Raw genomic sequence first — 22,726 nt, forward strand, 5'->3', positions numbered from 1 at the left:
CTTTATCTTAATAGATTTCTTCATATCCTTCAGGACGTGTTTTAAAGCGGCGGTGGAACCACATATATTGAGTCGGTGCGATTCGAAGCTGATTTTCAATAATTTTATTGACGCGTGTTGCATCATCAACTTCATCATCACTTGGCATATTGTCGACGGCAGGTTCAATCAGAACATGATATTTCGGGTTCTTAATATCCCCATGACGGTAGAAATATAAAGGCACGGCGACTGCTTTTGAGATTTTTAATAAGCGGCGGTGTGCAGTGACTGTGGCAGCTGGTACACCAAAGAAAGGTGCCATAATGCCTTGTTTTAAACCAAAGTCTTGATCGGGACTATACCAAATTGCATCACCATCTTTAAGGTGACGAATTAAACCACGCATATCATCATGATCGATTTGTGCTTTATAAATCGTGCCACGGCAACGATAAATAAGCATATCGAGTAATGGATTATTTTGAGGGCGATAGACAACATCAGGTTCAAAATATTGAGCACAAAGATAGCCGCCTGCATCAAGAAGCGTGCTATGAGTCCCCAGTAATAAAACACCTTTGCCTTGAGCTTGGGCATTGGTAATGTGTTCTAAACCTTCAATGGTGAATCGGTTTTTAAACCAGCGCGGGTTGTACCATGCATTTAAGGTTTCAAACACCCCAAGCATCATATCGACAAAAACTTGTTGAGCTTGTTGCTGAACTTTATCGGCAGACCATTCAGGAAAGCAGACTTCTAAATTACGAATAGTTGTTTTACGGCGTGATTTTAGATATTTCCAAGCCAGATGAGCTACGCTATGCGCCAGACGCCATTGTATGGCCCATGGTAAAATAGCCAAAAGCATTAAAAAAACAATAGCAATCCAAACACCCCAATATTTAGGCAATAAAAAGGACCATTGAAATTCACCGGGCGTATAAGACTGCTTTTGGCTCATAACGATATAAAGATTTCAAAAAATTAAAACTGGCAAAAGTGTATCACGAACTGAATTTATCGTCGTAATACACTGTTCAATTGAGTGTTAAGAGATTTTGAAATAAAAAGGCTGGGTTATCGGCGATTTTCTAAAAGAATTTTAACAGCGAGTCCGGCTAATACAGTTCCCATGAGCCAGCGTTGTATATTTGCCCAAAGAGGCTTTTCTTGTAGAAAAAGTGCAATGCTACCTGCGGAAAGTACAATAAGAGCATTTACTGAAACGCTTACAAAAATTTGAATCGTACCAAGTTGGATTGATTGCCATAAAATACTGCCTTGTTGTGGGTGAATAAACTGCGGCAGTAAAGATAAATACATAATCGCGATTTTAGGATTAAGCAAGTTTGTGGCAAAACCCATTAAAAAGAGTTTAGCTGGGGAGTCTACTGATAAATCTTTTACATTAAAAATAGGGGAGGCATTTGGGCGTAATGCTTTCCATGCAAGCCAGAGTAAATAAATTGCACCCGCAATACGAATAGTGTCATAGGCGTAGGGAACAGCAACAATTAACGCCGTAATACCAAAAGATGCGCAAAGCATATAAAAGATAAAACCTGCAGCTACCCCGCCTAAAGAGATAAATCCTGCCGTTTTCCCTTGGCAAATTGAGCGGGAAATCAGGTAAATCATATTGGGGCCAGGAGTGAGTACCATCGCCAAACAAATTAGTCCAAATGCCAAAATTTGAGAAAGCTCCAGCATGCGAAATCACTCCAATATTATTATGCATATACATATAACATAATTATTTTTATAAGTCTTATATTCAAGCACAAGGCTATTTTAAAATACTAAAAATAGCGAAGATATAATCCATTATAGGAATGTGATATAGAAGCTTTGATTTTAAAAAAGCTTAATATTCGCAATATAAAAAAGAGCCCCCTTAATTTAAGGAGACTCTTTTTACGTTCTTTTTAGCAAAGTAAAGCTGATTAGTTTCCTTTACTCATTTGTTCAAGCACGTCCCAACGTTCCAATTTTTCAAGTAATAACTCGTCAATTTCTGTAAGACGTTGGCTTGCTTTTGTTGCTGCGTCAGCATCTTTAACAAACCATGAACCATCTGCAAGTTTCTCAGAAAGTTCTGCTTGTTCCTTTTCTAAGTTTTCAATTTCAGCGGGTAATTGTTCAAGTTCACGCTGATCTTTATAACTCAGTTTGACCTTTTTAACATTACTTTGGGCTGCGGCTTTGTCTGCTTCAGCTTTTGCCTGAGCTTTTTTAACGTCAGATTTCTGATCTACTACTTTGTCATCTGGACGTTGTTGCAAATAGTCTTGGTAGCCACCGATGTACTCAGCAATATTACCTTTACCATCAAATACCCATGTAGATGTTACTACGTTATCCATAAATGCACGGTCATGGCTAATGAGAAGCAACGTACCTTTATAATCAGATAACATTTCTTCAAGTAGCTCAAGAGTCACCATATCCAAGTCATTGGTTGGTTCATCCATTACAATTAGATTGGATGGTTTGAGTAGTAATTTAGCCAGTAAGATACGATTTCGTTCACCACCAGAAAGTGCTTTTACTGGAGTACGGGCACGTTCAGGTGAAAATAAGAAGTCTTGTAAATAGCTGTAGATGTGACGACGGTTGCCATTTACATCAACGAAGTCAGAGCCTTCTGAAACGTTTGCCATGACTGTTTTTTCAAGGTCTAAGGCATTACGTAACTGGTCAAAATAGGCAACTTCTAACTGTGTACCTGTTTTAACTGAACCGCCGTGTTCGAGTTCACCTAAAATGGCTTTAATCAATGTCGTTTTACCAACGCCGTTATCGCCGACTAAGCCAATACGATCACCACGCATAACAAGGGTAGAGAAATCTTTGATCAGTAAATTGTCATCGTAAGCTACGCTTAAATGTTCGATATCAAATACTAATTTACCCGAGCGATTTGCATCTTGAGTTGCCATACTCACTTTGCCTTGTTGTGAGCGACGTGCTTTAGATTCTTCTCGTAAATCTTTTAAAGCACGAACACGGCCTTCATTACGCGTACGACGTGCCTTAATACCTTGGCGAATCCAAGCTTCTTCTTCAGCTAATTTTTTATCAAATAAAGCATTCTGTTTTTCTTCTGCTTCCATTTGCTGAGCTTTGAGCTCTAAATAGCGTGAATAATTGCCCTCATAACCTCGTAGAATGCCTCGATCGAGTTCCACAATTCGAGTTGCAATGCTATCTACAAAAGAACGGTCATGCGAGATAAACAGAAGCGTTAAATTATTTTGATCTAGTAAAAATTTTTCTAACCATTCAATACTTTCAACATCTAAATGGTTCGTTGGTTCGTCTAAAAGTAATACATCTGGTTGTGTCAAAAGAGCGCGAGCTAATAAAACACGGCGTTTACGTCCACCAGATAAGTCTGCTAAGTCGGCATTTGGATCGAGACCCATTTTGCTTAGAAGAGCATTTACTTTATTTTCGAGTGCCCAACCGTCTAGTTGGTCTAGCTTATGCTGTAGGTTGCCCATACGGTCACAGGCTTCCATATCCCCTAGCATACAAGCGTCAGTCGCCTCATGATAAGCTCTGAGGACTTCAGAAGCTTCTCCTGCACCATCTGCCACAATGTCAGCTACTTTGCCAGAGTCCATTGGAACGTCTTGGGCTAACATTGAAACAGTTAGACCATTTTGAATGGAAACTTCACCAGAATCTGGTAATAGGCTTCCCTCGATCAGTTTAAGTAAAGTAGACTTACCTTCACCATTACGACCAATTAAACAGACTCGTTCGCCACGCTCTAGATTAAAGTTCGCGCCATCGAGCAAGGCAGGTCCGCCAAAAGCAAGTTGGACATCCCTTAGGGTAATATAGGCCATAATGTTTTCCAGAATCTCAAATGAGGATTTAAATGACTAAACCACCATATCATGATGATCAAGCGTCATTGTCCGCACCCATTGAAGATTTGCAAGTGCGAATTACATTTTTGGATGATTTAGTTGAAGAATTAAATCAACAACTCGCTATTCAGACCCAAGAAATAGCTGATTTAAAAAAACAAATGCAATTTCTTTATCAACGTATGGAATCATCGGATTTATCAGAAGGTATTGCCGCTTTTGACCCATTAACCAATAAACCTCCTCACTATTAATAAAATGGCAAGTTCAATACTTGCCATTTTATTAGGGGATATTTATTAATTTTGCTTAAAAACCATGCAATACAATTTTCCCTTTTGTCGTACCACTTTCAATTTGTTGGTGAGCCAGTTTTAGGTTTTGAGCATTAATTGGGCTTAAAACTTGCGAAACAGTCGTCTTGATTTTACCTGCGTCAACAAGTTCGGCAACCTCACTAAGTAACTCACTTTGTTTAACCATGTCTTGGGTTTGATACATAGAACGAGTGAACATAAACTCCCAGTGCACTGATACAGACTTAGATTTAAAAGGTTTAATATCTAACTGTGCTGGATCATCAATTAAGCCAAAATGACCTTGTGGTGCAATCAATTCTACGATGTCTGATAAATGTCGATCTGTTTGAGTGGTCGAAAACACATATAAAGGTGCATTTAAACCTAATTGCTTGATTTGTGTTGTTAAAGGTTGACTATGATCTAGTACATAATCAGCACCGAGTTGCTTAACCCACTCTTTAGTTTCTGCTCGTGAAGCTGTTGCAATAATCGTTAGGTTAGTCAGTTGCTTGAGTAGTTGAATTGTGATTGAACCAACACCGCCAGCCCCACCAATCACTAATATGGATGTATTTTCTGGGGCAACCTTTGGTACTTGTAACCGATCAAATAGCATTTCCCACGCCGTGATTGCGGTTAAAGGAAGGGCCGCTGCTTCTCTTGGTTCTAAGGTTTTTGGTTTATGACCCACAATGCGTTCATCAACCAACTGCAACTCACTATTACTGCCTTGGCGATTGAGTGCACCTGCATACCAGACTTCATCTCCGATTTTAAATTGTGAAACTTGATCTCCAATTGCTTCAACGACACCTACCGCATCCCAACCAAGAGTTTTCCATTGATTATTCTCTGCATTTACATTGTTGCGAATTTTAGTATCTACCGGATTCAAAGAAATTGCCTGAACACGAACAAGTAGATCATGGCCCTCTGCAACGGGAGTGTCGAGTTCAACATCAACGAGTGCCTCTGGTGAGGTAATGGGACCTGCTTTTTGATATGCCACAGCTTTCATAATAATTCCTCTTGTTGGCAGTTTGATCATAACGTAAGCTTAAATTTGGTGACTACAGACAAATAACGCTCATAGTGTCAAAAAGGATACTGTAAAATGGCAAAAGCACGACATTCAAGTTTTGATTGCTCTCCAGGTTGTTCAGTTGAGGCAGCCATTAGTTTGATTGACGGAAAGTGGAAATGCGTCATTCTTTGGCATTTGTTTAATGAAGGCACCTTAAGGTTTAATGAAATCCGAAAGCGTGTTCCAAGCATTACCCAAAGAATGCTGACAAATCAGTTACGTGAGTTAGAACAAGACGGAATTATCCATCGGGAAGTTTATCCTCAAGTTCCGCCTAAGGTTGAGTACTCTCTAACTGATTTAGGGCGGAGTCTAGAGCAAATTTTGTTTGCTTTAAAATTATGGGGAGATGCCCATCTTGATCAGTTTGGTAAATTGGCATTGGTTGCGAGCGATCAGAACCCTTAAACATATTTAAATAATCTCACGGCAATTTGCACCTTGAAATACCGATATTTTGGGCCTTGCGATTTTATCGGGCATTATTTTTATGATGTAACTTGCGTTTTCTGGTCAGCTTATGCAACTCTAATAAAAGAGATTAATAGGTTTTGCTATGGACAATATGGGAATTTGGGTTACCGTTATCATTGTTCTTTTCGTACTAGGCTCCATTTTTGGTTTAAGAGTGAGCCCACGTGAAAAGGCACTTGGTATTATGCGAGATAAAGCCCGTAAAATAGGGTTACATCCACGTGTAATTGTTGCACCTGAATGGACACATGTCCCAATGGCCACTGAAAAACGTGCCAGCATGGTTGCTTATTATAGTGTATTGATTCCTGATGCCCGTTTATCTTTAATGCGTGCTCGCGTTATAGACGGCAAGTTAAAAGTAATTCAGGGTGATGAGAAATTTAATGATTCTCCCATTGCATTAAAAGGGATTTATGCTATTGATATGCAGGCAAACTGTGTAGGGCTTTATTGGGATGAGGAATCGGACCTAAGAGCAACACAATTAGATGAGATGAAGGCTTATCTGTTGGCCTTGGCTAAAGCCTGATTTTTAAATTTATTGGTATAGGAATAACATTTTATATGGCGAATACCTCGCGCTCTGCATCTCAAAGCACAGCATCTACTGCACCTGCTGCACCTAAACGTGCCTTAGTGATTGTGGAGTCGCCTGCCAAAGCGAAAACCATCAATAAATATTTGGGTTCGCAATTCATTGTAAAGTCTTCTGTAGGTCACGTACGTGACTTGCCAACAGGCGGCAGTAAATCAACAGAGAAAAAGCCGGCTGCCCGGACTAAACTCACCGAAGCCGAAAAAGAACAAAAAGCTAGTCAGGCTTTAGTTAATCGTATGGGGGTTGATCCTGAACATGGTTGGGAAGCTCATTACGAAGTTCTGCCAGGTAAAGAAAATGTTGTTGCTGAACTCAAAAAACTCGCCAAAGATGCCGATGCAATCTATCTCGCAACGGACTTGGATAGAGAAGGGGAAGCGATTGCTTGGCACCTAAGAGAAGTTATCGGTGGTGATGACAGTCGTTATCACCGCGTGGTGTTCAACGAAATTACCAAAAATGCCATTCAAGAAGCATTTAAACAGCCAACACGTCTAGATCTAAATCGTGTGAATGCTCAGCAAGCACGCCGTTTCTTAGACCGTGTAGTGGGCTTTATGGTTTCACCATTACTTTGGGAAAAAATTGCCCGTGGTTTATCTGCCGGACGTGTGCAGTCAGTAGCAGTGAAACTGGTTGTAGAGCGTGAGCGTGAAATTCGTGCGTTTATTCCAGAAGAATATTGGCAAGTTTTTGCAGATACTCAGTCCAAAAAAGATGATATTCGTCTTGAAGCATTTAGACAGGCTGGTAAAACCCTTAAACTGAAAAATAAAGCTGAAACTGATGCTTTATTAGATGTTTTAAAAGGTGCTGAATATAAAGTTGCACAGCGTGAAGATAAACCGACTAAGGTCAATCCAAGTGCACCTTATATCACCTCAACGTTACAGCAAGCTGCAAGTACGCGTTTAGGCTTTTCTGTAAAGAAAACCATGATGCTGGCGCAGCGCTTGTATGAGGCAGGTTTTATTACCTACATGCGTACTGACTCAACTTTCTTGAGTGATGATGCAGTAAGCATGGTACGTGCACATATTGAAAGCCAATATGGTGAAAAATATATACCAGCAAAGCCAAATCGCTATGGTAACAAAGCGGGTGCTCAAGAAGCCCATGAAGCGATTCGTCCGTCAAATGTTGCGCTTACTGGCGATCAACTTGCGGGTGTAGAACGTGATGCTCAACGCCTATATGATTTGATCTGGCGTCAGTTTGTTGCGTGTCAAATGACACCAGCAGAATATTTATCTTCTACTTTGATTGTTGAAGCAGCGAATGTTGAGTTAAAGGCGAAAGGCCGTACGCTTGTATTTGAAGGCTTCACTAAAGTACGTGGCGCGAATAAGTCAGATGACGATATTATTTTACCTGCTATTAAAGTAGGCGAAATTTTAAAATTAGAAAAGTTAGATCCAAGTCAGCACTTTACTAAACCACCTGCACGTTTTACTGAAGCATCTTTAGTTAAAGAGCTTGAAAAACGTAGTATTGGCCGTCCTTCGACCTATGCAGCTATTATTTCTACCATTCAAGAACGTGGTTACGTTAAGTTAGAAAACCGTCGTCTTTTCGCCGAAAAAATGGGTGAAATTGTGACGGATCGTCTGGATGAAAGTTTTAATAACCTGATGAATTATGCCTTTACGGCAGATCTCGAAGGTCAGCTTGATAAAGTTGCAACAGGTGAGCGTAACTGGAAAGAGTTGCTAGACACTTTCTATGGCGACTTTAAGAAACGTTTAACTAATGCTCAGGGCGAGCAGGGAATGCGCCGTAACCAACCGGTTGAAGTACCAGCAGTACATTGCCCTGAATGCTCACGTCCAATGCAGATTCGTACGGGTACAACTGGTGTATTCCTAGGGTGTTCTGGCTATAACTTGCCGCCTAAAGAACGTTGTAAAGGTACACTGAACTTAACACCTGTTGAGTCTTTGGCTGCGCTATCTGATGATGATGGTGCTGAAACCGCGGACTTGATGTCTAAGCATCGCTGTGAGAAATGTGGCACTGCCATGGACAGCTATGTGATTGATGGTGGTCGTAAACTGCACGTATGTGGTAACAACCCGGACTGTGATGGTTTTGAGCTTGAAGAAGGTGAGTTCAAGATCAAGGGTTATGATGGCCCAACGATCCCATGTGACAAATGTGATGGTGAAATGCAGCTTAAGACGGGTCGTTTTGGTCCATATTTCGCTTGTACCAGTTGTGACAATACACGTAAAGTCTTGAAGAGTGGTCAACCTGCACCTCCACGTGTAGAACCGATCAAGATGGAACACCTACGTTCAGCGAAACATGATGACTTCTTTGTGTTACGTGATGGCGCAGCAGGTTTATTCTTGGCAGCGAGTAAATTCCCGAAAATTCGTGAAACACGCGCACCAAAAGTAGCAGAGTTACGTAGTGTTGCAGCTCAACTTGATCCGAAATATCAATTTATTTTGCAAGCACCAGATGTAGACCCAGAAGGTAATCCAGCAGTTGTGAAATTCAGTCGTAAGAATCAATCACAATATGTAGGCTCGGAAACACCAGAGGGTAAACAAACCAAATGGAGCCTGATTTATCAAGATGGTAAATGGGTTGAGGGTTAAACAAGCCCAATATAAAAAATGCTAGCTCAGCTAGCATTTTTTATATCTAAAACAATAAAAGAAAATTTTAATTTTACGGGGAATAAGAATGTGGAAAAACATTCGGGTCTTATGCTTATTAATTATTTTATTGATTGTTGCTGTTCAGGCATGGCGAGATCAAAATCAAGACTGGAATCACACAGTTGTAGTCGTTCTACATCCAGTGAATGCTGATGGTTTACAGACAACACAGACCTATACTAATCAATTGAAAAACGAAGATTTTTGGGCACTTAAAAACTATCTAGATGAATGGTCACAGCATTATCGTGGGCAAACAGGAAACTTTGTAATTCGTTTAGGACAACAGTTACAGCAACGACCACCAGAGGTTCCTGAAAATGCCAATATCTTGCATGTTATGTGGTGGAGCTTAAAGTTTCGTTTCTATGCATGGCGACAACAACAACCCGAGGATAGTGGAGCCTCACTCAAACTTTACTTAAATTATTATGATCCAAATTATCAGAAAGTCTTGATCCATTCGACTGCTTTAGAAAAAGGTCGTATTGGTAGTGTTAATTTATTTGCGACCAAAACACAAGCTTCACAAAATCAAGTCGTCATCGTTCATGAGTTATTACATGGCTTTGGAGCACAGGACAAATATGATTTAAAAACAGGACAGCCGATTTATCCCCTAGGTTTTGCTCAACCAGAAAAAATTCCTCTTTATCCGCAAAATCAAGCTGAAATTATGGGAGGACGCACTGCCTTATCTGAGCAGAGTAGTAAAATGCCCAATAATTTACAAGAAACGATCATCGGTTTACCTACTGCCCGAGAAATTGGCTGGGTGAAATAAAACTGTGGATAAATACTGCTTTATCCACATCAATTGTTAAGAAACGATGCAGATTTTATACAGACAAAAAGTGTGAAGTACATCACTATTGTTAGGTAGATGAAATTCTAATACCTGATAATAAGAGTAGCCATGATGAAAACTGTAGGTAATGATTTGGTACGTAATCAGTTACATGCTGACCGTAAATGGTATTTGATATTAGGCTTTGTGCTTATTGGTTTTGGTCTGATTTTATTTAGTTCATTGCCATTTGCGACTTTTTCTGTCGTTTTTTTATTTGGAATACTTATGATGGTCGGCGGTGTGTTACATCTCGTCGCGGCTATGAGTGTTTTTAAAGGCGCAAGCCGATGGTTATGGGCACTGTTTGGTGTGCTTTATCTCATGGCTGGCTATTACGCTTTTTCTACTCCAGTCACTACAGCTGTGGTTTTGACAAGCCTATTATCTATAGCGCTTATCATTGCTGGTGCTATACGTACTATAAATGCAATTTTACTTAAGCCTATTACAGGATGGGGCTGGACCTTGTTTTCAGGACTGCTCACCCTATTTACTGGGATTTTAATTTTGGTTTCTAAAGATTCACCTTTTTGGGTGCTGGGAATGTTCCTTGCTGTTGATATCTTATTTCAGGGAATTAATTTCCTTGGTCTAGCTTCAGCCATCAAACATCTTCCATCTAGTTCAGAAACAGTATCTTAAAAAATAATATCGACTCAAAGAGCACTTTAAGTGCTCTTTTTGTTTTTAGGACAGGCAGACCCATCTTTGCTGGGCTCTGTTAAACTATGCCTTGGTGTGTTAGCGATATGTGTTATGAGTCTTGCAAAATTAATTAATGAACTAAATGCTCAGCAAAAAAAAGCAGCAACAACGTCTGCGCAGAACTGTTTAGTTTTGGCGGGTGCTGGTTGTGGCAAGACTAAAACGATTGTTGCGCGCGCAGCCTATTTAATTGATCAAGGCTTACCAGCGAACCAAATTCAGATTTTAACGTTTACTCGACGTGCTGCGAGTGAAATTGTTGCAAGAGTAGAACAGCACGTCGGAGCACAGGCAAAGGGTCTGAGAGCTTCAACTTTTCATACTTTTTGTATGTATTTACTGCGCCGTAATCCACAAGCTTTTGGCTTAAATCAATTTAGTATTATTGATCGTGATGATCAGTTGCTCATGTTTCGCTTATTAAGAGGCAAAGACAAAGATAACGTCTTACCTAAAGCCGCAGAGCTGTGTGATTTATATTCTTATGCCCGAAATACTCAAACAAAACTTTCTGAAGCATTAATCAAACAGCTTCCAGAAGCCTATGAGCATAAGACTCAAATTGCAGATTTGATGAAAACCTATGAGCAGCGTAAAAGAGAACGTAATTTTTTAGATTATGACGATATTCTCTCAATTGTAGCTGTCCATTTGCAAAATTCTGAAGCACTCACCAACTGGGTTGCAGGTTTTTGTCAGGCACTGCTGGTTGATGAAATGCAAGATACTAATCCTTTGCAGTGGGCTTTATTGCAGCCACTTATTGGTAAAGTTAAGCTGTTTTGTGTTGGCGATGATGCCCAGTCGATTTATGGTTTTCGTGGTGCGGACTTTGAAAATATCCATTCTTTTAAAGAGCGGATACCTGACGCAGTCATTCATACACTGGATTTAAATTACCGTTCGACCCAAGAAATTTTAGATTTATCAAACTGGTTATTAGCAAATAGCCCAATTGATTATCAAAAACAGCTGCAAGCTCATCGTGGTCAAGGCCAAAAGCCTCAGCTACACCTATTTGGTAATGAGTATGAAGAAGCAAACTGGATTGCACAGGATTTAATAACGCGACATCAGCAAGGTGCAAGCTGGCACGACCATATGATTTTAGTGCGTTCTGGCTATAGTGCACGATATCTGGAAGGGGCTTTTATTGCTGCTGAACTACCTTACCGTTTTATTGGTGGTGTAAAACTTCTTGAGTCTGCCCATGTAAAAGACGTGCTTAGCCTGCTACGTATTGTGAGTAATCCTCACGATGATTTGGCGTGGATGCGTTTCTTAACTTTGTGGGATGGTATTGGTGATGTTGGAGCAAGTAAGCTCGCTCAAGATCTGATGGGAATTGCTGATGTTGAGGAGCGCTGCAATCGTCTAGAACGTCATGGCAAAGTTCCTTTACAGGCTATTTTAATTTTAAAACAGTTAGATGTATTGCAGCAGCATGTTGAAGCAAGTATTGGCTTAGCACTCGATGCTTTAGGTGAACAACTAGAGCAAAATTATAAAACTAAAGATTGGTCACGCCGTTTGAAAGACTTTGATTTGGTCAAGCAGCTTGCTCGTAAACACGCATCTTTAGGAGAGTTTCTTGAAGAATATGTGCTTGAACCTATTTCAGTTTCTGAAATTGAAAAAGCAGCTGATCAGGATTTAGTGACTTTAATTACGATTCATTCAGCTAAAGGTGCTGAACAGAAAGTCTGTTATGTACCTCATGTATCACCAAATCAATATCCTTATGCAAGGGCGCAGGGTGATTTTGATGATGTCGAAGAAGAGCGCCGCGTATTGTATGTTGCATTAACACGTGCAGAAAATGAATTAATTTTGACCAAGCAAAACCTCAATACATGGTCAGAAGACAATTACGATGAGCAAGGTCGTAAAATCGAAAGTTATTTCCTAAATGATCTTCCTGCACATTTGGTTCAGGCAAAGATTCATAGGCAAGTACCTCAGCCATTTGCTAAAAAGCAATGGAACCGTTCACCTGCAGTAAATTTAGGTTTTGGTATCGATCTGGATTAAACTACTGTATAAGACACTGTGATTACTTAAATATATTGGCTGCTCCCTTTTATTGCCAATTAAGGTTAGAAAATGAAGATATTAGTTCGTAATTTAGATCGTGCTGTGAGTGAAACTGAAATTTTAGAGTTATTCAAAGCATTTGGTAAAGTTGAAACGTGTGTTCTTGTTACTGATAAAGACACAGGTAAATCGAAAGGTTTTGGTTTTGTTGAAATGCCTAACCCACGTGAAGCAATTAAGGCAATTAAAGGCTTAAACCTGCTTAAAGTTAAAGGCAATGGAATTCGCGTTAAAGCAGCTGAAGAATAAGTCTTCAGTGTGAAAAGACAGTTTTTAGCTCTTTCGATTGTCGCGCCAAATGGTACTCGTATCGCTGAAGGTATAAAAACACTTGAAGTGCGTTCATGGGTACCTACAAAACTGCCAATCAAAGATCTATTAATTGTCGAGAACCAAAATTTTTTTGGTCAAAGATACTGTTGAAGAACAGGGAGTTGCTGTCGCTTTGGTTGATATCGACTCTATTCATGCTTGGCGAAATGATGAAATTGAGCCCGCATGTGCAACTGCTTGGAGTGAGGGATATTTTGCTTGGGTTTTAAGTAATGTTCGTCCTATAAGGCAGCCATTAAAAACTTTAGCTAAACGTAAAATTTATCAAGTTGAGCTGGATTTACCATAAATAACGTTGATTTTATCAATGGAGCCGTTAAGCTAAGAATAGCCGTTGAAATGGCGATTTAAAAACAGGAAAGTTTAGTTATGTCACGTGTTGCTCGTTATCATGCCGATCGTACCAATCAGAAGCTCTATTTTGCGCGCTTAGCGTGTCAACAGGCTGAACAGACCGATCATGTGCAGCAGATACAAGCTCACCGTGAAGCAGCTGTATTCCACCTACATGGTGCAATGTTAGCTTTCTTGCAAGAATTGGTACGTTATTATCGTTTAAATGATTTACAACCTACCTTAAAATCTATTGAGGAACATATGGCGGCAAAAGGGCAGGTTTCTCCTGAAGTCTCTGTTTTGCAGCAATTGGCAAAAGATGGTTTTGTTGCTGAGTTAAAGCGAGCTTATCGTATGTGCCAATATGCGCCGGAACCAAAAGAGCCGACCCCTGAAGAAGAGACATCGTCTAACCTGATTATCAAAGTAACTCAAGGTCCTCAATCTTGGTTGCCTGATGTCAAAATTTTGCGTGAATGGCATCGAGAATTAACCCATTTAATTGATGGTTTTCGTAATGAAATGGTCGAGTTCTAAAATTAAACTGTCCTAGTGCTTGAAATTTAGTGTGGATGTGCCTATATAAATAAGACAAGAGATGCAAAGTGCAAGGGTGCTTTGCCACCATGTTGAAACATGGAGGAAGTATATGTCTATACAGCAATTGAAAGAGTTATTTGGAAATCAAGAAGCAGTGTTGGAATTAGTCCAACTCGAAGGTGGTGAACTTGCCTTGCGTAATGCCGGTTCTGAGAATGAACCCTTGGTCAAAATTCAATTTAGCGATGAAGTAAAAGCAATCTTAGGTGAACAAACACCTGTGGTTGCCCAACATATGATTCAGGCTGCATTGTTTGGACTGCTTGAGAAGCAGGTAAATGAGTGGCAGGCTGAGGTAGTAGACGAACAGCCTAAATTCTTGAGCTAATAAAAAGCGTACTCTTGAGTACGCTTTTTATATCAGTCAATGAATAGTTGACTGATGGGCAAGCTCGATCTGATTTACTATATGATGGCTCATATTCTTTGCCATTTCCTCTTTAGCATAGAACACTTCACCAATATTCTCATCTCGAATGATAGCCGCTTCTTCTTTACTTTCTGCGCAAATTAACACCTGAATTTGAGGGTTTAATTGCTTAGCAATCGCCACAATACGGTGAATATCTAGAATATCCATAGGTGAAATCACCAAGAGCCGTGCATGCATGATATGTGCTTGAATTAAAACACTGGGCTCAGTTGCAACCCCACTGACTGCTGCAATATTCGAGTTACGCAGTTTTTCTACGATTTCACGATTCTCTTCGGCAATAACGACTTTAATATTTTCATTAATTAAATTTTCAGTGATACGTCGTCCGACACCGCCGTATCCCACAATGACGACCTGATCGCGTAAATAAGCTTGATCAACTTCATCAGGTAACATTGCTAATGGGTCACCACTACGTTCAAGAAGACGAGCTAAGTGAGAGCGCTCACGAATCCAGCGTTGTACTGGTTCAATTGCAGAGAATATAAAAGAGTTCAGCGTAATTGAAAATAAAGCACCAGCTAGAATTAGGTTTTGTGCTTCTAAAGTTAATAAACCTAATGAGACACCGAGAGTTGCTAAAATAAATGAGAACTCACCAATTTGGGCCAAACTCGCGCCAACTGTAAGGGCTGTATTGATGGGGTAACGAAAGAATAAAACCAAAGCCATTGCCGCTATTGTTTTCCCCACCATAATAATGGCGATAACGGCCAAAATATGTAGTGGACGTTCTACAAGAATACTTGGGTCAAACAGCATCCCCACAGAGACAAAAAACAGAATTGAGAAAATTTCACGTAATGGAAGTGTTTCTTCTTCTGCGCGGTGGCTGAAGTCTGATTCTTTAACTACCATTCCTGCAAAGAATGCGCCTAGTGCCATGGAAACCCCAAAAATGGCATAAGATCCATAGGCAATAGAAACAGCGGCTGCAACAACGGTGAGGGTGAATAACTCTCTTGAACCTAAACGAGCAACAAACTGCATGATAATAGGAACAACACGTTTACCTACAATCAGCATAAAGGCAATAAAGCCAACTACTTTTAATAAAGTGAGCCCAAGGGTTAACCAGATATTACCATCTGCACCTTCTGGTGCTTTCCCGCCGAGTAAAACTGCTGTAGCTGGAAGGAGTACTAAAACAAGTACCATCACCAAATCTTCGACTAACAGCCAGCCCACAGCAATTTTACCGTTGACTGAATCTAAAAGACCCCGATCTCCTAGAGCTTTTAATAATACAACGGTACTCGCACATGACAGACTTAAACCAAAAACGAGTGCAGAACCAAAGCTCCATCCCCATAGCATGGATACGCCAACTCCTAATAGAGTGGCGACCGCAATTTGTAAAATCGCGCCTGGCACAGCAATACGTCGAACCAGCAGCAAGTCATTTAATGAAAAGTGCATCCCTACACCAAACATCAGGAACATGACCCCGAGTTCTGCAAGCTGGTTAGCAAGATGCATATCAGCTTCTATGCCAGGTGTATTTGGGCTAATAATAATTCCGGCAATTAAATAGCCGATAAGAGGGGGAAGTCGTAACCGGGCTGCAAGATAACCAAAGAAGAGGGCAACACCGAAACCAACAGCAAGTAAAACAATTAAATCTACGTCATGCGGCACTAAAAACTCCTTTTACGTGAGTTAGGCTAAAGACAAGCATAAAAAATGCCAAGGCGAAATATGTGGAAAGTTTAACAAAAAAAAGCCAGGTATAAAAAAAATGCAAAAAAAAACGACCTCATTGTGAAGTCGTTTTTTTCGAGGCTAAAATTATTTGATTTTAGCTTCTTTGAAAATCACGTGTTGACGGATTTTTGGATCAAATTTTTTGATTTCCATTTTTTCCGGCATAGTACGTTTGTTTTTAGTCGTGGTATAGAAATAACCTGTACCAGCTGTAGAAACGAGACGAATCTTATCACGCATTGTTCAGACTCCTTAGATCTTTTGACCTTGAGCACGAAGGTCTGCAACAACCTTTTCGATACCCAATTTGTCAATAATACGCATACCTTTAGTGGTTAAACGAAGACGTACAAAACGTTTTTCGCTTTCTAACCAGAAACGGTGGTGGTGCAGGTTCGGCTCGAACCGGCGCTTGGTTTTGTTGTTGGCGTGTGAGACGTTGTTACCAACGACTGGACGCTTGCCGGTAACTTGGCAAACCTTAGACATGGTGTAACTCCATTGATTCAGCCAACAGCAAATCTGTGGCCAGTCATACTAAATGTAAACGGATGAATTCATTCAAGGGGCGTTTTATACCAAAAATACGATTAAAAGACAAGCGGAATTGGTAAAAACGAGGCATGATTTAGTATAACAGATCATGCCTTGATCAGTTAGCGCAACAAGGTTTTCGAAATGAAACGATGAATGGGCTTATTGAACGGTGGAAGAATGTATTTAAGACTATAAAGTTTTGGATTTGACATCACCGAACGTTCATGAGAAAGGCTAAAAAAGCCCTCTGGTCCGTGATATTTACCCATACCTGATGCCCCAATCCCTCCAAAGGGCAAATCATCCTGAGCCACATGGGTAATGACCATGTTGATTCCGAAATGTCCTGAGTGGGTGTGCTGTGCAACATAATCAGCGCGCGCTTGATCATAGTCAAAATAATACATGGCTAAAGGACGTGGACGACTATTAATAAATTCGATGACTTCTTCTATTTGGTCATATTCTAAAATTGGTAGAACGGGACCAAAAATTTCATTTTGCATAATGTCCATTGCAGTCGTTACGCCTGTAACTAAAGTCGGTGCAATTTTACGGACATCATCTAAAATTTCATTTTGTGGATTAATTTCAACAATACGAGCACCTTGATCGCGGGCATTTTCAAGGTAGCCCTGAATACGGTTGTATTGCTTGTCATTAATAATAGATGTGTAATCTTGATTATTGCGGAAGTGTGGATACATACCAGCCACAATCAATTTAAAGTTTTCTATGAACTCAGCAGTTTTTCCACGTGGCAAGAAAATATGGTCAGGTGCAACACAAGTTTGTCCTGCATTCCATAATTTACCTACAGCAATACGTTGAGCCACATCTTTCATATCCATAGATGCATGCACAAGTGCAGGAGATTTTCCGCCTAACTCAAGAATCACTGGAACTAGGTTTTGAGCTGCGGCTGCCATCACTGTTTTACCAACAGAAGTTGAGCCTGTGAAAATCATTTTGTCAAAAGGCAAATGACTAAAAGCATCTGAAATAACGCCACCACCATTTACTACAGCAACTAATTCTTGTGGAAAGGCTTCTGCTAATACACTTTCAAGGACTCGCCCAAAATTTGGAGAGGCACTAGAAATCTTGATCATGGCATGGTTGCCCGCTGCCAGTGCACAGATTAATGGTCCAACTGAAAGCAGTAATGGGTAATTCCATGGTGTAATAATACCAATTACACCCATAGGTTGATATTGTACCCAACCTTTTGCTGGTTGATGTAATACACTGATATGGCGTTTTGAAGGTTTCATCCACGCTGTCAGATGTTTACTATAATATTTGATTTGTTCCAAACTGGTGAGTAATTCACCAATTTTTGTTTCCATAACTGCACGATTGCCATAATCAAGGTTAATTGCGTCGGCAATCTGATCTTGATATTTTACCAAGACTCTTTTAAGACGAGCTAAACGATCAATACGCTCTTTAGCAGTGGGTACCGGATGACGTAAATAAGCAAGCTTTTGATGTTCAAGCAAGTCATGTAAATGCTTAACATCATAAGGAAGCTGAGTCTCTGGATTTGTTTTTGTTTGACTGTTCATCGGTACTTACCAAATACATTGATATGTTTATTTTTTAGAGTAAATACTCTAAATAGTCAAGTCAGTTTATGTGTTCAAGTCTTAACCATTTGAATTATTAAAGGTTATTAAAATGTCTCAACCTAAAGCTCTGAAGACAAAAGACCGGATTTTACAAATCAGTTTGCAGCTTTTTAACGAGCGAGGTGAACGGTCGGTTACAACCAATCATATTGCTGCGGAGTTAGGTATCAGTCCCGGAAACTTGTATTATCATTTCCGGAACAAGCATGAAATCATTAAGGAATTGATGTATCAGTATCAGGCCGAGACTTTGGAAGTACTTTCTTTACCTGACGATAGACCATTAACGACTAATGATAAAATCAACTATTTTCAAGTGCTAAGTGGCCAGTTATGGAGTTACCGTTTTATTCATCGCGATGTTTATCATTTAGTTGAAAGTAACGAAGACTTTAAAAAGATTTATCCACGTTTTGCGGGGCAGGTCATGCAGCAGGGGCAAAGAATTTATCAAGCCTTTGTAGATGCAGGTCTTATGAAAATGACGCCATCGGAAATTGAAGCACTCATTATTAACCTCTGGATTGTATTAACAAACTGGACAAACTTTTTGTATATGTCTGGTCATATTAGTGACAATAACCATTTAGAAGAAAAATGGGTTTGGCAAGCATTACGCCAAATGGTTTTCCTTGAAGGCCCTTATCTTATGGGTGAAAGCCGAGCAACTTATGAACAGTTGCTTGAATCTCTTGGACCTTCAGATCTATTTGCTAGCTTATCGTCCTTAAAAGACGAATAGTTGTGCTTGTTTATTTAGGGCGCTAGAATACTCGGCCTATTAAAAAATTTATCTCAATTAAGTGATATTAACCAAATGAATATGACCACTGCCAATACAGCCCGTTTACTGATTACTTGTGAAGACAAGCCAGGGATCGTACAAGCGGTATCGAGCTTTTTGTATCATCAAGGTGCAAACATTACCGCGCTTGATCAGTATGCGACGGAAGCTCAGGGCGGACGTTATTTCATGCGTGTTGAATTTGAACTTGATCATTTACAGTCGCGTAAAGATGCATTAATTCAAACTTTTGCTGCGAACGTTGCGGAGCGTTATAGCATGCAATGGCGTCTTGCTTTCGTAGGCGATGTTAAAAAAGTTGGTATTTTAGTTTCTAAAGTTGACCATGCATTGCTTGAGTTGTTATGGCGTCATGCACGCGGTTCGTTACCTTGTGAAATTACTCATGTCATTTCAAATCATGAAGATTTACGTGAATCTGTCGAAAACTTCGGTATTCCATTTTCTGTAATTAAAGTTACTAAAGACAATAAAGCTGAAGCTTATGCGCAAATTGATGAAATGATGCAAGGCAATGATTTATTAGTTCTTGCACGTTACATGCAGATTTTAAGCGAAGATTTTGTTGCGAAATGGGAAATGAAAATCATCAATATTCACCATTCTTTCTTGCCAGCTTTTGTGGGTGCTAACCCGTATAAGCAAGCTTATGAAAAAGGTGTGAAGTTGATTGGTGCGACAGCTCACTATGTGACTGCTGACCTTGATCAAGGCCCAATTATTGAACAAGACGTTGAACGTGTGAGCCATAATTATAATGTTGAGCAATTACGTGAGTTAGGTGAAGATGTAGAGCGTAATGTATTGGCTCGTGCAGTGAAGTGGCATTTAGAAGATCGTATTATTGTTGATGGTAATAAGACTGTTGTTTTTTAAATAATGCTTATTATAAAAAAGCACGCTTCTTGCGTGTTTTTTTATATTTAAAATTAATTTGAAATGATATAACATATCAATAATAAGTAGGTTTATCGTAGGATTAGATCTGTTCGTGGTGCAAATAGCTAAACTATTTTAAGTTTGACTAAACAAATTGTGAACAGGAGGTATCTATTGATGTAACTATGAGAAAACTAAAGCAAAGATACTCAACTGGTAACAATCCCTGATAGAGAGTAAATGTTTTTCTCAAAAAATAGTTGCAAATGAAAACACTTCTCATTTATTATTGTGGCACTTTATTGTTCTATCCGATGTTTGAAATCGTTTCTATAAATAGAAATCTGAAGTCATCGTCCATTAGGTAATTAGATTCTTATGAGTCAATCTTCCGCAGCCTTAAACGCTCCCAATCCGATGAAAAAGAAAGTCATCACAGCACTAATTGCAGTTGCAATTGGTCATGTCGGGGTCTTATGGGCAGTTAGCCATATTAAGCCTGCTGAATTAAAGCCAATCGAGAAAAAACCTTTACAGGTACGTTTTGTAAAAATTCAAGATCAGCCAAAACCTTTACCTCCTAAACCAAAGGAACCGCCAAAAAAACCGGAACCTAAGAAAGAGGTAAAAGAAGTTAAAATTGTTGAAAAACCTGTAACACCACCAAAAAAAGTGGAAAAAATTCAACAGGTGAAAAAGGCTGAGACACCAAAAGAAACAGTAAAGACAGAACCTAAAGTTGAAACCAAAGTGCTGACAACGACGACAACTGTTGTTAAAAAAGTAGATGAAACCCCAAAACCAGTGGTACAAGAAGCACCTAAAGCTCAACCTGCTCCAGATCCATCACCGAAACGAGTTTCAATTGGTGGTTCGGGTGTACAGTGGAGTCGTTCACCGAAGGTATCTATAACAACGAAAGAATTAGATAATAAAGCTTGTTCTGCAAACGTTTCTATAGATGCGGATGAGAAAGGTCGAGTGACTGATGTTCGCTTCTTGCGTAGTAACTGTCCTCCTGTTGTAGAGGCAAAGATTTTACGTGCTGTAAAAAGTGCGAAGTTTAAACCTTATACGGAAAACGGGGTTGCTTATCCAATTAAAGGTCCAGAGCAACCATTTGATTTCGTTCCTTAAATAACTTTGAGTCCCAACGGCTAACCTTAATCAGGAGTTCATATGAACTTTTCAATCTATTGGCAACATGCAGATGCAGTGAGTAAAACCCTGTATTTCATCTTATTGGCAATGTCGATTGCTACCTGGACAGTTTTCATCTTACGTTTGATGGGGACTCGCCAATTAAAGCAACAAGCTTATACTCAACTTTCTCAGGCTATTACTTCGCTAAAAGCAAAGTTACAACCATTAAGTTTTGAGCAACGTAAAGCGGTTGCAGAGCAGGCACTACTTCGTCAAATTTCTGCTGAAAAAGTCAATGCTGAGAAAGGTATTTCTGTTTTAGGAACAATTGCTTCAATTGCACCATTCGTTGGTTTATTTGGTACGGTATGGGGTATTTTCCACGCACTTGTTGCAGTAGGTAAAAGTGGACAAGCAGGTTTGGCTCAAGTGGCTACACCAGTAGGTGAAGCGCTTATTATGACGGGTCTTGGTCTTGCAGTTGCGATTCCTGCGGTATTGGCTTATAACATTTGTGTACGTGCTAACCGTGGTCTTGCTCATGATTTACAAGATCAAGCACACAGTTTGTTAATTGACACGATGTTGCAGCAAGATTCTACTGTAAAGTCTGATGTTAAAACTGCACAGCAAAGTTATGTTGGAGGTCAAGCTTAATGGCTTTTCAATTGGGTGAAGACCACGATAGTGGCATAAATGAGATGAACCTCATTCCGCTAATCGACATTATGTTGGTGTTAATGATCATCTTTTTGGTCACAGCAACAGTTGCCAACCCATCGATTCCATTAACGCTTCCTAAAACAACTGCTGAAATTATTGATCCACCACCAAAAGCAATTACGATTAGTATTAATGCAAATGGTGAAGTGGCTTGGGATACTCAAGTAATTAGCCTAGATGAGCTTCAAAAACGTTTTCAAGAAGCGGGTCAAGGTGATGTTAAACCAACAGTTCAACTTCGTGCTGATAAAGAGTCGAAGTACGATACTGTTGCACAGGTAATGTCTCGCGCAAGTGAAGCCGGACTGAGCGATATTGCCTTTGTCAGTGAAAACTAAAATTTAGTTTACCTAATAAAAAAGCAACCAAATCGGTTGCTTTTTTATTGCTCTAATTTATTGATCTTTCATAAGATGCTGGAATTTACTATATAGTTTGAGCAACTTAGGTGGAATCGCAAAGTTGCAATAACCTTGTGAAGGATTCTTTGCATAGTAATTCTGGTGATATTCTTCGGCTGGATAGAACGTCGGGACAGGAGACAACTCAGTCACAATATCAAGATCATCATCTTTTAGAGTTTGAATCGTATGTTCTGCTGCCTGCTTTTGCTCTTCATTATAATAGTAAATAACAGAGCGGTATTGCGTGCCGATATCATTACCTTGGCGATTTAAAGTCGTTGGATCATGAGTCGCGAAGAATACATCGAGTAACTGGGAGTATGTTACTTGCTCTTCATCAAAATCTACTAAGATAACTTCAGCATGCTGAGTATCTCCTTGGCAGACTTGCTCATAAGTTGGATGAGTTGTATGCCCACCCGCATAACCACTAGTTACTTTTTCTACACCACGAATTTGTAAAAAAACGGCTTCGACGCACCAAAAGCAGCCGCCGCCAAATAAGGCCTGTTGCATTGTTTTTTCCTCTATTTCCTGCCTATTACAATAGGGGTTATGT

General features: G+C 39.8%; 24 protein-coding genes and 1 pseudogene. 16 read left to right on the forward strand and 9 right to left on the reverse strand.

The window, feature by feature from the left end; genetic code table 11:
- Positions 1-7 precede the first annotated feature (7 nt).
- The 3 genes from HL290_RS10995 to abc-f form a co-directional block, all read right to left on the reverse strand.
- Positions 8-943 (reverse strand): lauroyl acyltransferase, encoded by a 936-nt coding sequence (locus HL290_RS10995; RefSeq protein ID WP_198496486.1) that lies wholly within the window; start codon positions 941-943, stop codon positions 8-10.
- 116 nt (positions 944-1,059) lie between these two features.
- Positions 1,060-1,692, reverse strand: coding sequence for a LysE family translocator (locus HL290_RS11000; RefSeq protein WP_003654740.1), 633 nt, complete (start codon positions 1,690-1,692; stop codon positions 1,060-1,062).
- A gap of 233 nt (positions 1,693-1,925) precedes the next feature.
- Complete coding sequence (gene abc-f, locus HL290_RS11005) at positions 1,926-3,836, reverse strand: ribosomal protection-like ABC-F family protein (protein WP_198496487.1); 1,911 nt, start codon at positions 3,834-3,836, stop codon at positions 1,926-1,928.
- 32 nt (positions 3,837-3,868) lie between these two features.
- Between abc-f and HL290_RS11010 the strand changes: the two genes are divergently transcribed.
- Positions 3,869-4,114: a SlyX family protein gene (locus tag HL290_RS11010; protein ID WP_003654743.1), complete on the forward strand. Its 246-nt coding sequence runs from the start codon at positions 3,869-3,871 to the stop codon at positions 4,112-4,114.
- Positions 4,115-4,169: 55 nt separating this feature from the next.
- Here HL290_RS11010 and HL290_RS11015 read toward each other — a convergent pair whose 3' ends face one another.
- Positions 4,170-5,180: a zinc-binding alcohol dehydrogenase family protein gene (locus HL290_RS11015; protein ID WP_198496488.1), complete on the reverse strand. Its 1,011-nt coding sequence runs from the start codon at positions 5,178-5,180 to the stop codon at positions 4,170-4,172.
- 96 nt (positions 5,181-5,276) lie between these two features.
- Here HL290_RS11015 and HL290_RS11020 point away from each other — a divergent pair, with 96 nt between their 5' ends.
- The 10 genes and pseudogenes from HL290_RS11020 (at position 5,277) to HL290_RS11065 (ending at position 14,233) form a co-directional block, all read left to right on the forward strand.
- A complete protein-coding gene (locus HL290_RS11020) occupies positions 5,277-5,654 on the forward strand; it encodes a winged helix-turn-helix transcriptional regulator (RefSeq protein WP_005044935.1) in 378 nt (125 codons plus the stop codon).
- Between the two features lie 148 nt (positions 5,655-5,802).
- A complete protein-coding gene (locus tag HL290_RS11025; protein WP_003654749.1) occupies positions 5,803-6,252 on the forward strand; it encodes a hypothetical protein in 450 nt (149 codons plus the stop codon).
- Positions 6,253-6,287: 35 nt separating this feature from the next.
- Positions 6,288-8,924: a type I DNA topoisomerase gene (gene topA, locus HL290_RS11030; protein WP_003654752.1), complete on the forward strand. Its 2,637-nt coding sequence runs from the start codon at positions 6,288-6,290 to the stop codon at positions 8,922-8,924.
- An 88-nt stretch (positions 8,925-9,012) separates the two neighbouring features.
- Complete coding sequence (locus HL290_RS11035; RefSeq protein ID WP_198496489.1) at positions 9,013-9,771, forward strand: hypothetical protein; 759 nt, start codon at positions 9,013-9,015, stop codon at positions 9,769-9,771.
- Between the two features lie 135 nt (positions 9,772-9,906).
- Complete coding sequence (locus HL290_RS11040) at positions 9,907-10,479, forward strand: HdeD family acid-resistance protein (RefSeq protein WP_003654755.1); 573 nt, start codon at positions 9,907-9,909, stop codon at positions 10,477-10,479.
- 114 nt (positions 10,480-10,593) lie between these two features.
- The gene (locus tag HL290_RS11045; protein WP_151743519.1) at positions 10,594-12,573 is read left to right on the forward strand and encodes an ATP-dependent helicase; all 1,980 of its coding nucleotides are present in this window, start codon (positions 10,594-10,596) and stop codon (positions 12,571-12,573) included.
- 72 nt (positions 12,574-12,645) lie between these two features.
- The gene (locus HL290_RS11050) at positions 12,646-12,885 is read left to right on the forward strand and encodes an RNA recognition motif domain-containing protein (RefSeq protein ID WP_003654760.1); all 240 of its coding nucleotides are present in this window, start codon (positions 12,646-12,648) and stop codon (positions 12,883-12,885) included.
- A 9-nt stretch (positions 12,886-12,894) separates the two neighbouring features.
- Positions 12,895-13,258, forward strand: a pseudogene (locus HL290_RS11055) (ASCH domain-containing protein).
- 80 nt (positions 13,259-13,338) lie between these two features.
- Positions 13,339-13,842 carry a DUF6586 family protein gene (locus tag HL290_RS11060; protein WP_003654765.1) on the forward strand — a complete coding sequence of 168 codons (504 nt, stop codon included), beginning with the start codon at positions 13,339-13,341 and terminating at the stop codon, positions 13,840-13,842.
- A 112-nt stretch (positions 13,843-13,954) separates the two neighbouring features.
- On the forward strand, positions 13,955-14,233 hold the full coding sequence (locus HL290_RS11065; RefSeq protein WP_003654767.1) for a hypothetical protein: 279 nt from the start codon (positions 13,955-13,957) through the stop codon (positions 14,231-14,233).
- A gap of 36 nt (positions 14,234-14,269) precedes the next feature.
- On the opposite strand, the gene HL290_RS11070 is transcribed toward HL290_RS11065, so the two are convergent.
- From HL290_RS11070 to HL290_RS11085, 4 genes are all read right to left on the reverse strand, one after another.
- Positions 14,270-15,979 carry a cation:proton antiporter gene (locus HL290_RS11070; RefSeq protein ID WP_198496490.1) on the reverse strand — a complete coding sequence of 570 codons (1,710 nt, stop codon included), beginning with the start codon at positions 15,977-15,979 and terminating at the stop codon, positions 14,270-14,272.
- Positions 15,980-16,129: 150 nt separating this feature from the next.
- Positions 16,130-16,285 (reverse strand): 50S ribosomal protein L33, encoded by a 156-nt coding sequence (gene rpmG / locus HL290_RS11075; RefSeq protein ID WP_003654787.1) that lies wholly within the window; start codon positions 16,283-16,285, stop codon positions 16,130-16,132.
- 12 nt (positions 16,286-16,297) lie between these two features.
- Positions 16,298-16,534 (reverse strand): 50S ribosomal protein L28, encoded by a 237-nt coding sequence (gene rpmB / locus HL290_RS11080; RefSeq protein WP_000048256.1) that lies wholly within the window; start codon positions 16,532-16,534, stop codon positions 16,298-16,300.
- A gap of 167 nt (positions 16,535-16,701) precedes the next feature.
- Positions 16,702-18,150, reverse strand: a complete 1,449-nt coding sequence (locus HL290_RS11085; protein WP_017391314.1) for a coniferyl aldehyde dehydrogenase — start codon at positions 18,148-18,150, stop codon at positions 16,702-16,704.
- Positions 18,151-18,262: 112 nt separating this feature from the next.
- Between HL290_RS11085 and HL290_RS11090 the strand changes: the two genes are divergently transcribed.
- The 5 genes from HL290_RS11090 (at position 18,263) to HL290_RS11110 (ending at position 22,101) form a co-directional block, all read left to right on the forward strand.
- The gene (locus HL290_RS11090) at positions 18,263-18,955 is read left to right on the forward strand and encodes a TetR/AcrR family transcriptional regulator (protein WP_004641034.1); all 693 of its coding nucleotides are present in this window, start codon (positions 18,263-18,265) and stop codon (positions 18,953-18,955) included.
- A gap of 75 nt (positions 18,956-19,030) precedes the next feature.
- Complete coding sequence (gene purU, locus HL290_RS11095; protein WP_016139339.1) at positions 19,031-19,894, forward strand: formyltetrahydrofolate deformylase; 864 nt, start codon at positions 19,031-19,033, stop codon at positions 19,892-19,894.
- 381 nt (positions 19,895-20,275) lie between these two features.
- On the forward strand, positions 20,276-21,034 hold the full coding sequence (locus HL290_RS11100; protein ID WP_198496491.1) for an energy transducer TonB: 759 nt from the start codon (positions 20,276-20,278) through the stop codon (positions 21,032-21,034).
- A 42-nt stretch (positions 21,035-21,076) separates the two neighbouring features.
- Entirely contained in the window at positions 21,077-21,697 is a 621-nt protein-coding gene (locus HL290_RS11105; RefSeq protein WP_003654797.1) for a MotA/TolQ/ExbB proton channel family protein, read from the forward strand.
- Complete coding sequence (locus tag HL290_RS11110) at positions 21,697-22,101, forward strand: ExbD/TolR family protein (protein WP_003654800.1); 405 nt, start codon at positions 21,697-21,699, stop codon at positions 22,099-22,101. Before HL290_RS11105 ends, HL290_RS11110 begins: the two co-directional genes overlap by 1 nt.
- A 57-nt stretch (positions 22,102-22,158) precedes the next feature.
- On the opposite strand, the gene msrA is transcribed toward HL290_RS11110, so the two are convergent.
- Positions 22,159-22,683, reverse strand: a complete 525-nt coding sequence (gene msrA / locus HL290_RS11115; protein ID WP_003654802.1) for a peptide-methionine (S)-S-oxide reductase MsrA — start codon at positions 22,681-22,683, stop codon at positions 22,159-22,161.
- Positions 22,684-22,726: the final 43 nt, after the last annotated feature.

The sequence above is a fragment of the Acinetobacter sp. AC1-2 genome (assembly GCF_016124155.1).
Lineage (GTDB): Bacteria > Pseudomonadota > Gammaproteobacteria > Pseudomonadales > Moraxellaceae > Acinetobacter > Acinetobacter calcoaceticus.

Excerpts from the sequence above, each read along its gene's own strand:
- HL290_RS10995 (WP_198496486.1), bottom strand. The coding sequence starts at position 943 with ATGAGCCAAAAGCAGTCTTATACGCCCGGTGAATTTCAATGGTCCTTT.
- HL290_RS11000 (WP_003654740.1), bottom strand. The coding sequence starts at position 1,692 with ATGCTGGAGCTTTCTCAAATTTTGGCATTTGGACTAATTTGTTTGGCG.
- abc-f (WP_198496487.1), bottom strand. The coding sequence starts at position 3,836 with ATGGCCTATATTACCCTAAGGGATGTCCAACTTGCTTTTGGCGGACCT.
- HL290_RS11010 (WP_003654743.1), top strand. The coding sequence starts at position 3,869 with ATGACTAAACCACCATATCATGATGATCAAGCGTCATTGTCCGCACCC.
- HL290_RS11015 (WP_198496488.1), bottom strand. The coding sequence starts at position 5,180 with ATGAAAGCTGTGGCATATCAAAAAGCAGGTCCCATTACCTCACCAGAG.
- HL290_RS11020 (WP_005044935.1), top strand. The coding sequence starts at position 5,277 with ATGGCAAAAGCACGACATTCAAGTTTTGATTGCTCTCCAGGTTGTTCA.
- HL290_RS11025 (WP_003654749.1), top strand. The coding sequence starts at position 5,803 with ATGGACAATATGGGAATTTGGGTTACCGTTATCATTGTTCTTTTCGTA.
- topA (WP_003654752.1), top strand. The coding sequence starts at position 6,288 with ATGGCGAATACCTCGCGCTCTGCATCTCAAAGCACAGCATCTACTGCA.
- HL290_RS11035 (WP_198496489.1), top strand. The coding sequence starts at position 9,013 with ATGTGGAAAAACATTCGGGTCTTATGCTTATTAATTATTTTATTGATT.
- HL290_RS11040 (WP_003654755.1), top strand. The coding sequence starts at position 9,907 with ATGAAAACTGTAGGTAATGATTTGGTACGTAATCAGTTACATGCTGAC.
- HL290_RS11045 (WP_151743519.1), top strand. The coding sequence starts at position 10,594 with ATGAGTCTTGCAAAATTAATTAATGAACTAAATGCTCAGCAAAAAAAA.
- HL290_RS11050 (WP_003654760.1), top strand. The coding sequence starts at position 12,646 with ATGAAGATATTAGTTCGTAATTTAGATCGTGCTGTGAGTGAAACTGAA.
- HL290_RS11060 (WP_003654765.1), top strand. The coding sequence starts at position 13,339 with ATGTCACGTGTTGCTCGTTATCATGCCGATCGTACCAATCAGAAGCTC.
- HL290_RS11065 (WP_003654767.1), top strand. The coding sequence starts at position 13,955 with ATGTCTATACAGCAATTGAAAGAGTTATTTGGAAATCAAGAAGCAGTG.
- rpmG (WP_003654787.1), bottom strand. The coding sequence starts at position 16,285 with ATGCGTGATAAGATTCGTCTCGTTTCTACAGCTGGTACAGGTTATTTC.
- rpmB (WP_000048256.1), bottom strand. The coding sequence starts at position 16,534 with ATGTCTAAGGTTTGCCAAGTTACCGGCAAGCGTCCAGTCGTTGGTAAC.
- HL290_RS11085 (WP_017391314.1), bottom strand. The coding sequence starts at position 18,150 with ATGAACAGTCAAACAAAAACAAATCCAGAGACTCAGCTTCCTTATGAT.
- HL290_RS11090 (WP_004641034.1), top strand. The coding sequence starts at position 18,263 with ATGTCTCAACCTAAAGCTCTGAAGACAAAAGACCGGATTTTACAAATC.
- purU (WP_016139339.1), top strand. The coding sequence starts at position 19,031 with ATGAATATGACCACTGCCAATACAGCCCGTTTACTGATTACTTGTGAA.
- HL290_RS11100 (WP_198496491.1), top strand. The coding sequence starts at position 20,276 with ATGAGTCAATCTTCCGCAGCCTTAAACGCTCCCAATCCGATGAAAAAG.
- HL290_RS11105 (WP_003654797.1), top strand. The coding sequence starts at position 21,077 with ATGAACTTTTCAATCTATTGGCAACATGCAGATGCAGTGAGTAAAACC.
- HL290_RS11110 (WP_003654800.1), top strand. The coding sequence starts at position 21,697 with ATGGCTTTTCAATTGGGTGAAGACCACGATAGTGGCATAAATGAGATG.
- msrA (WP_003654802.1), bottom strand. The coding sequence starts at position 22,683 with ATGCAACAGGCCTTATTTGGCGGCGGCTGCTTTTGGTGCGTCGAAGCC.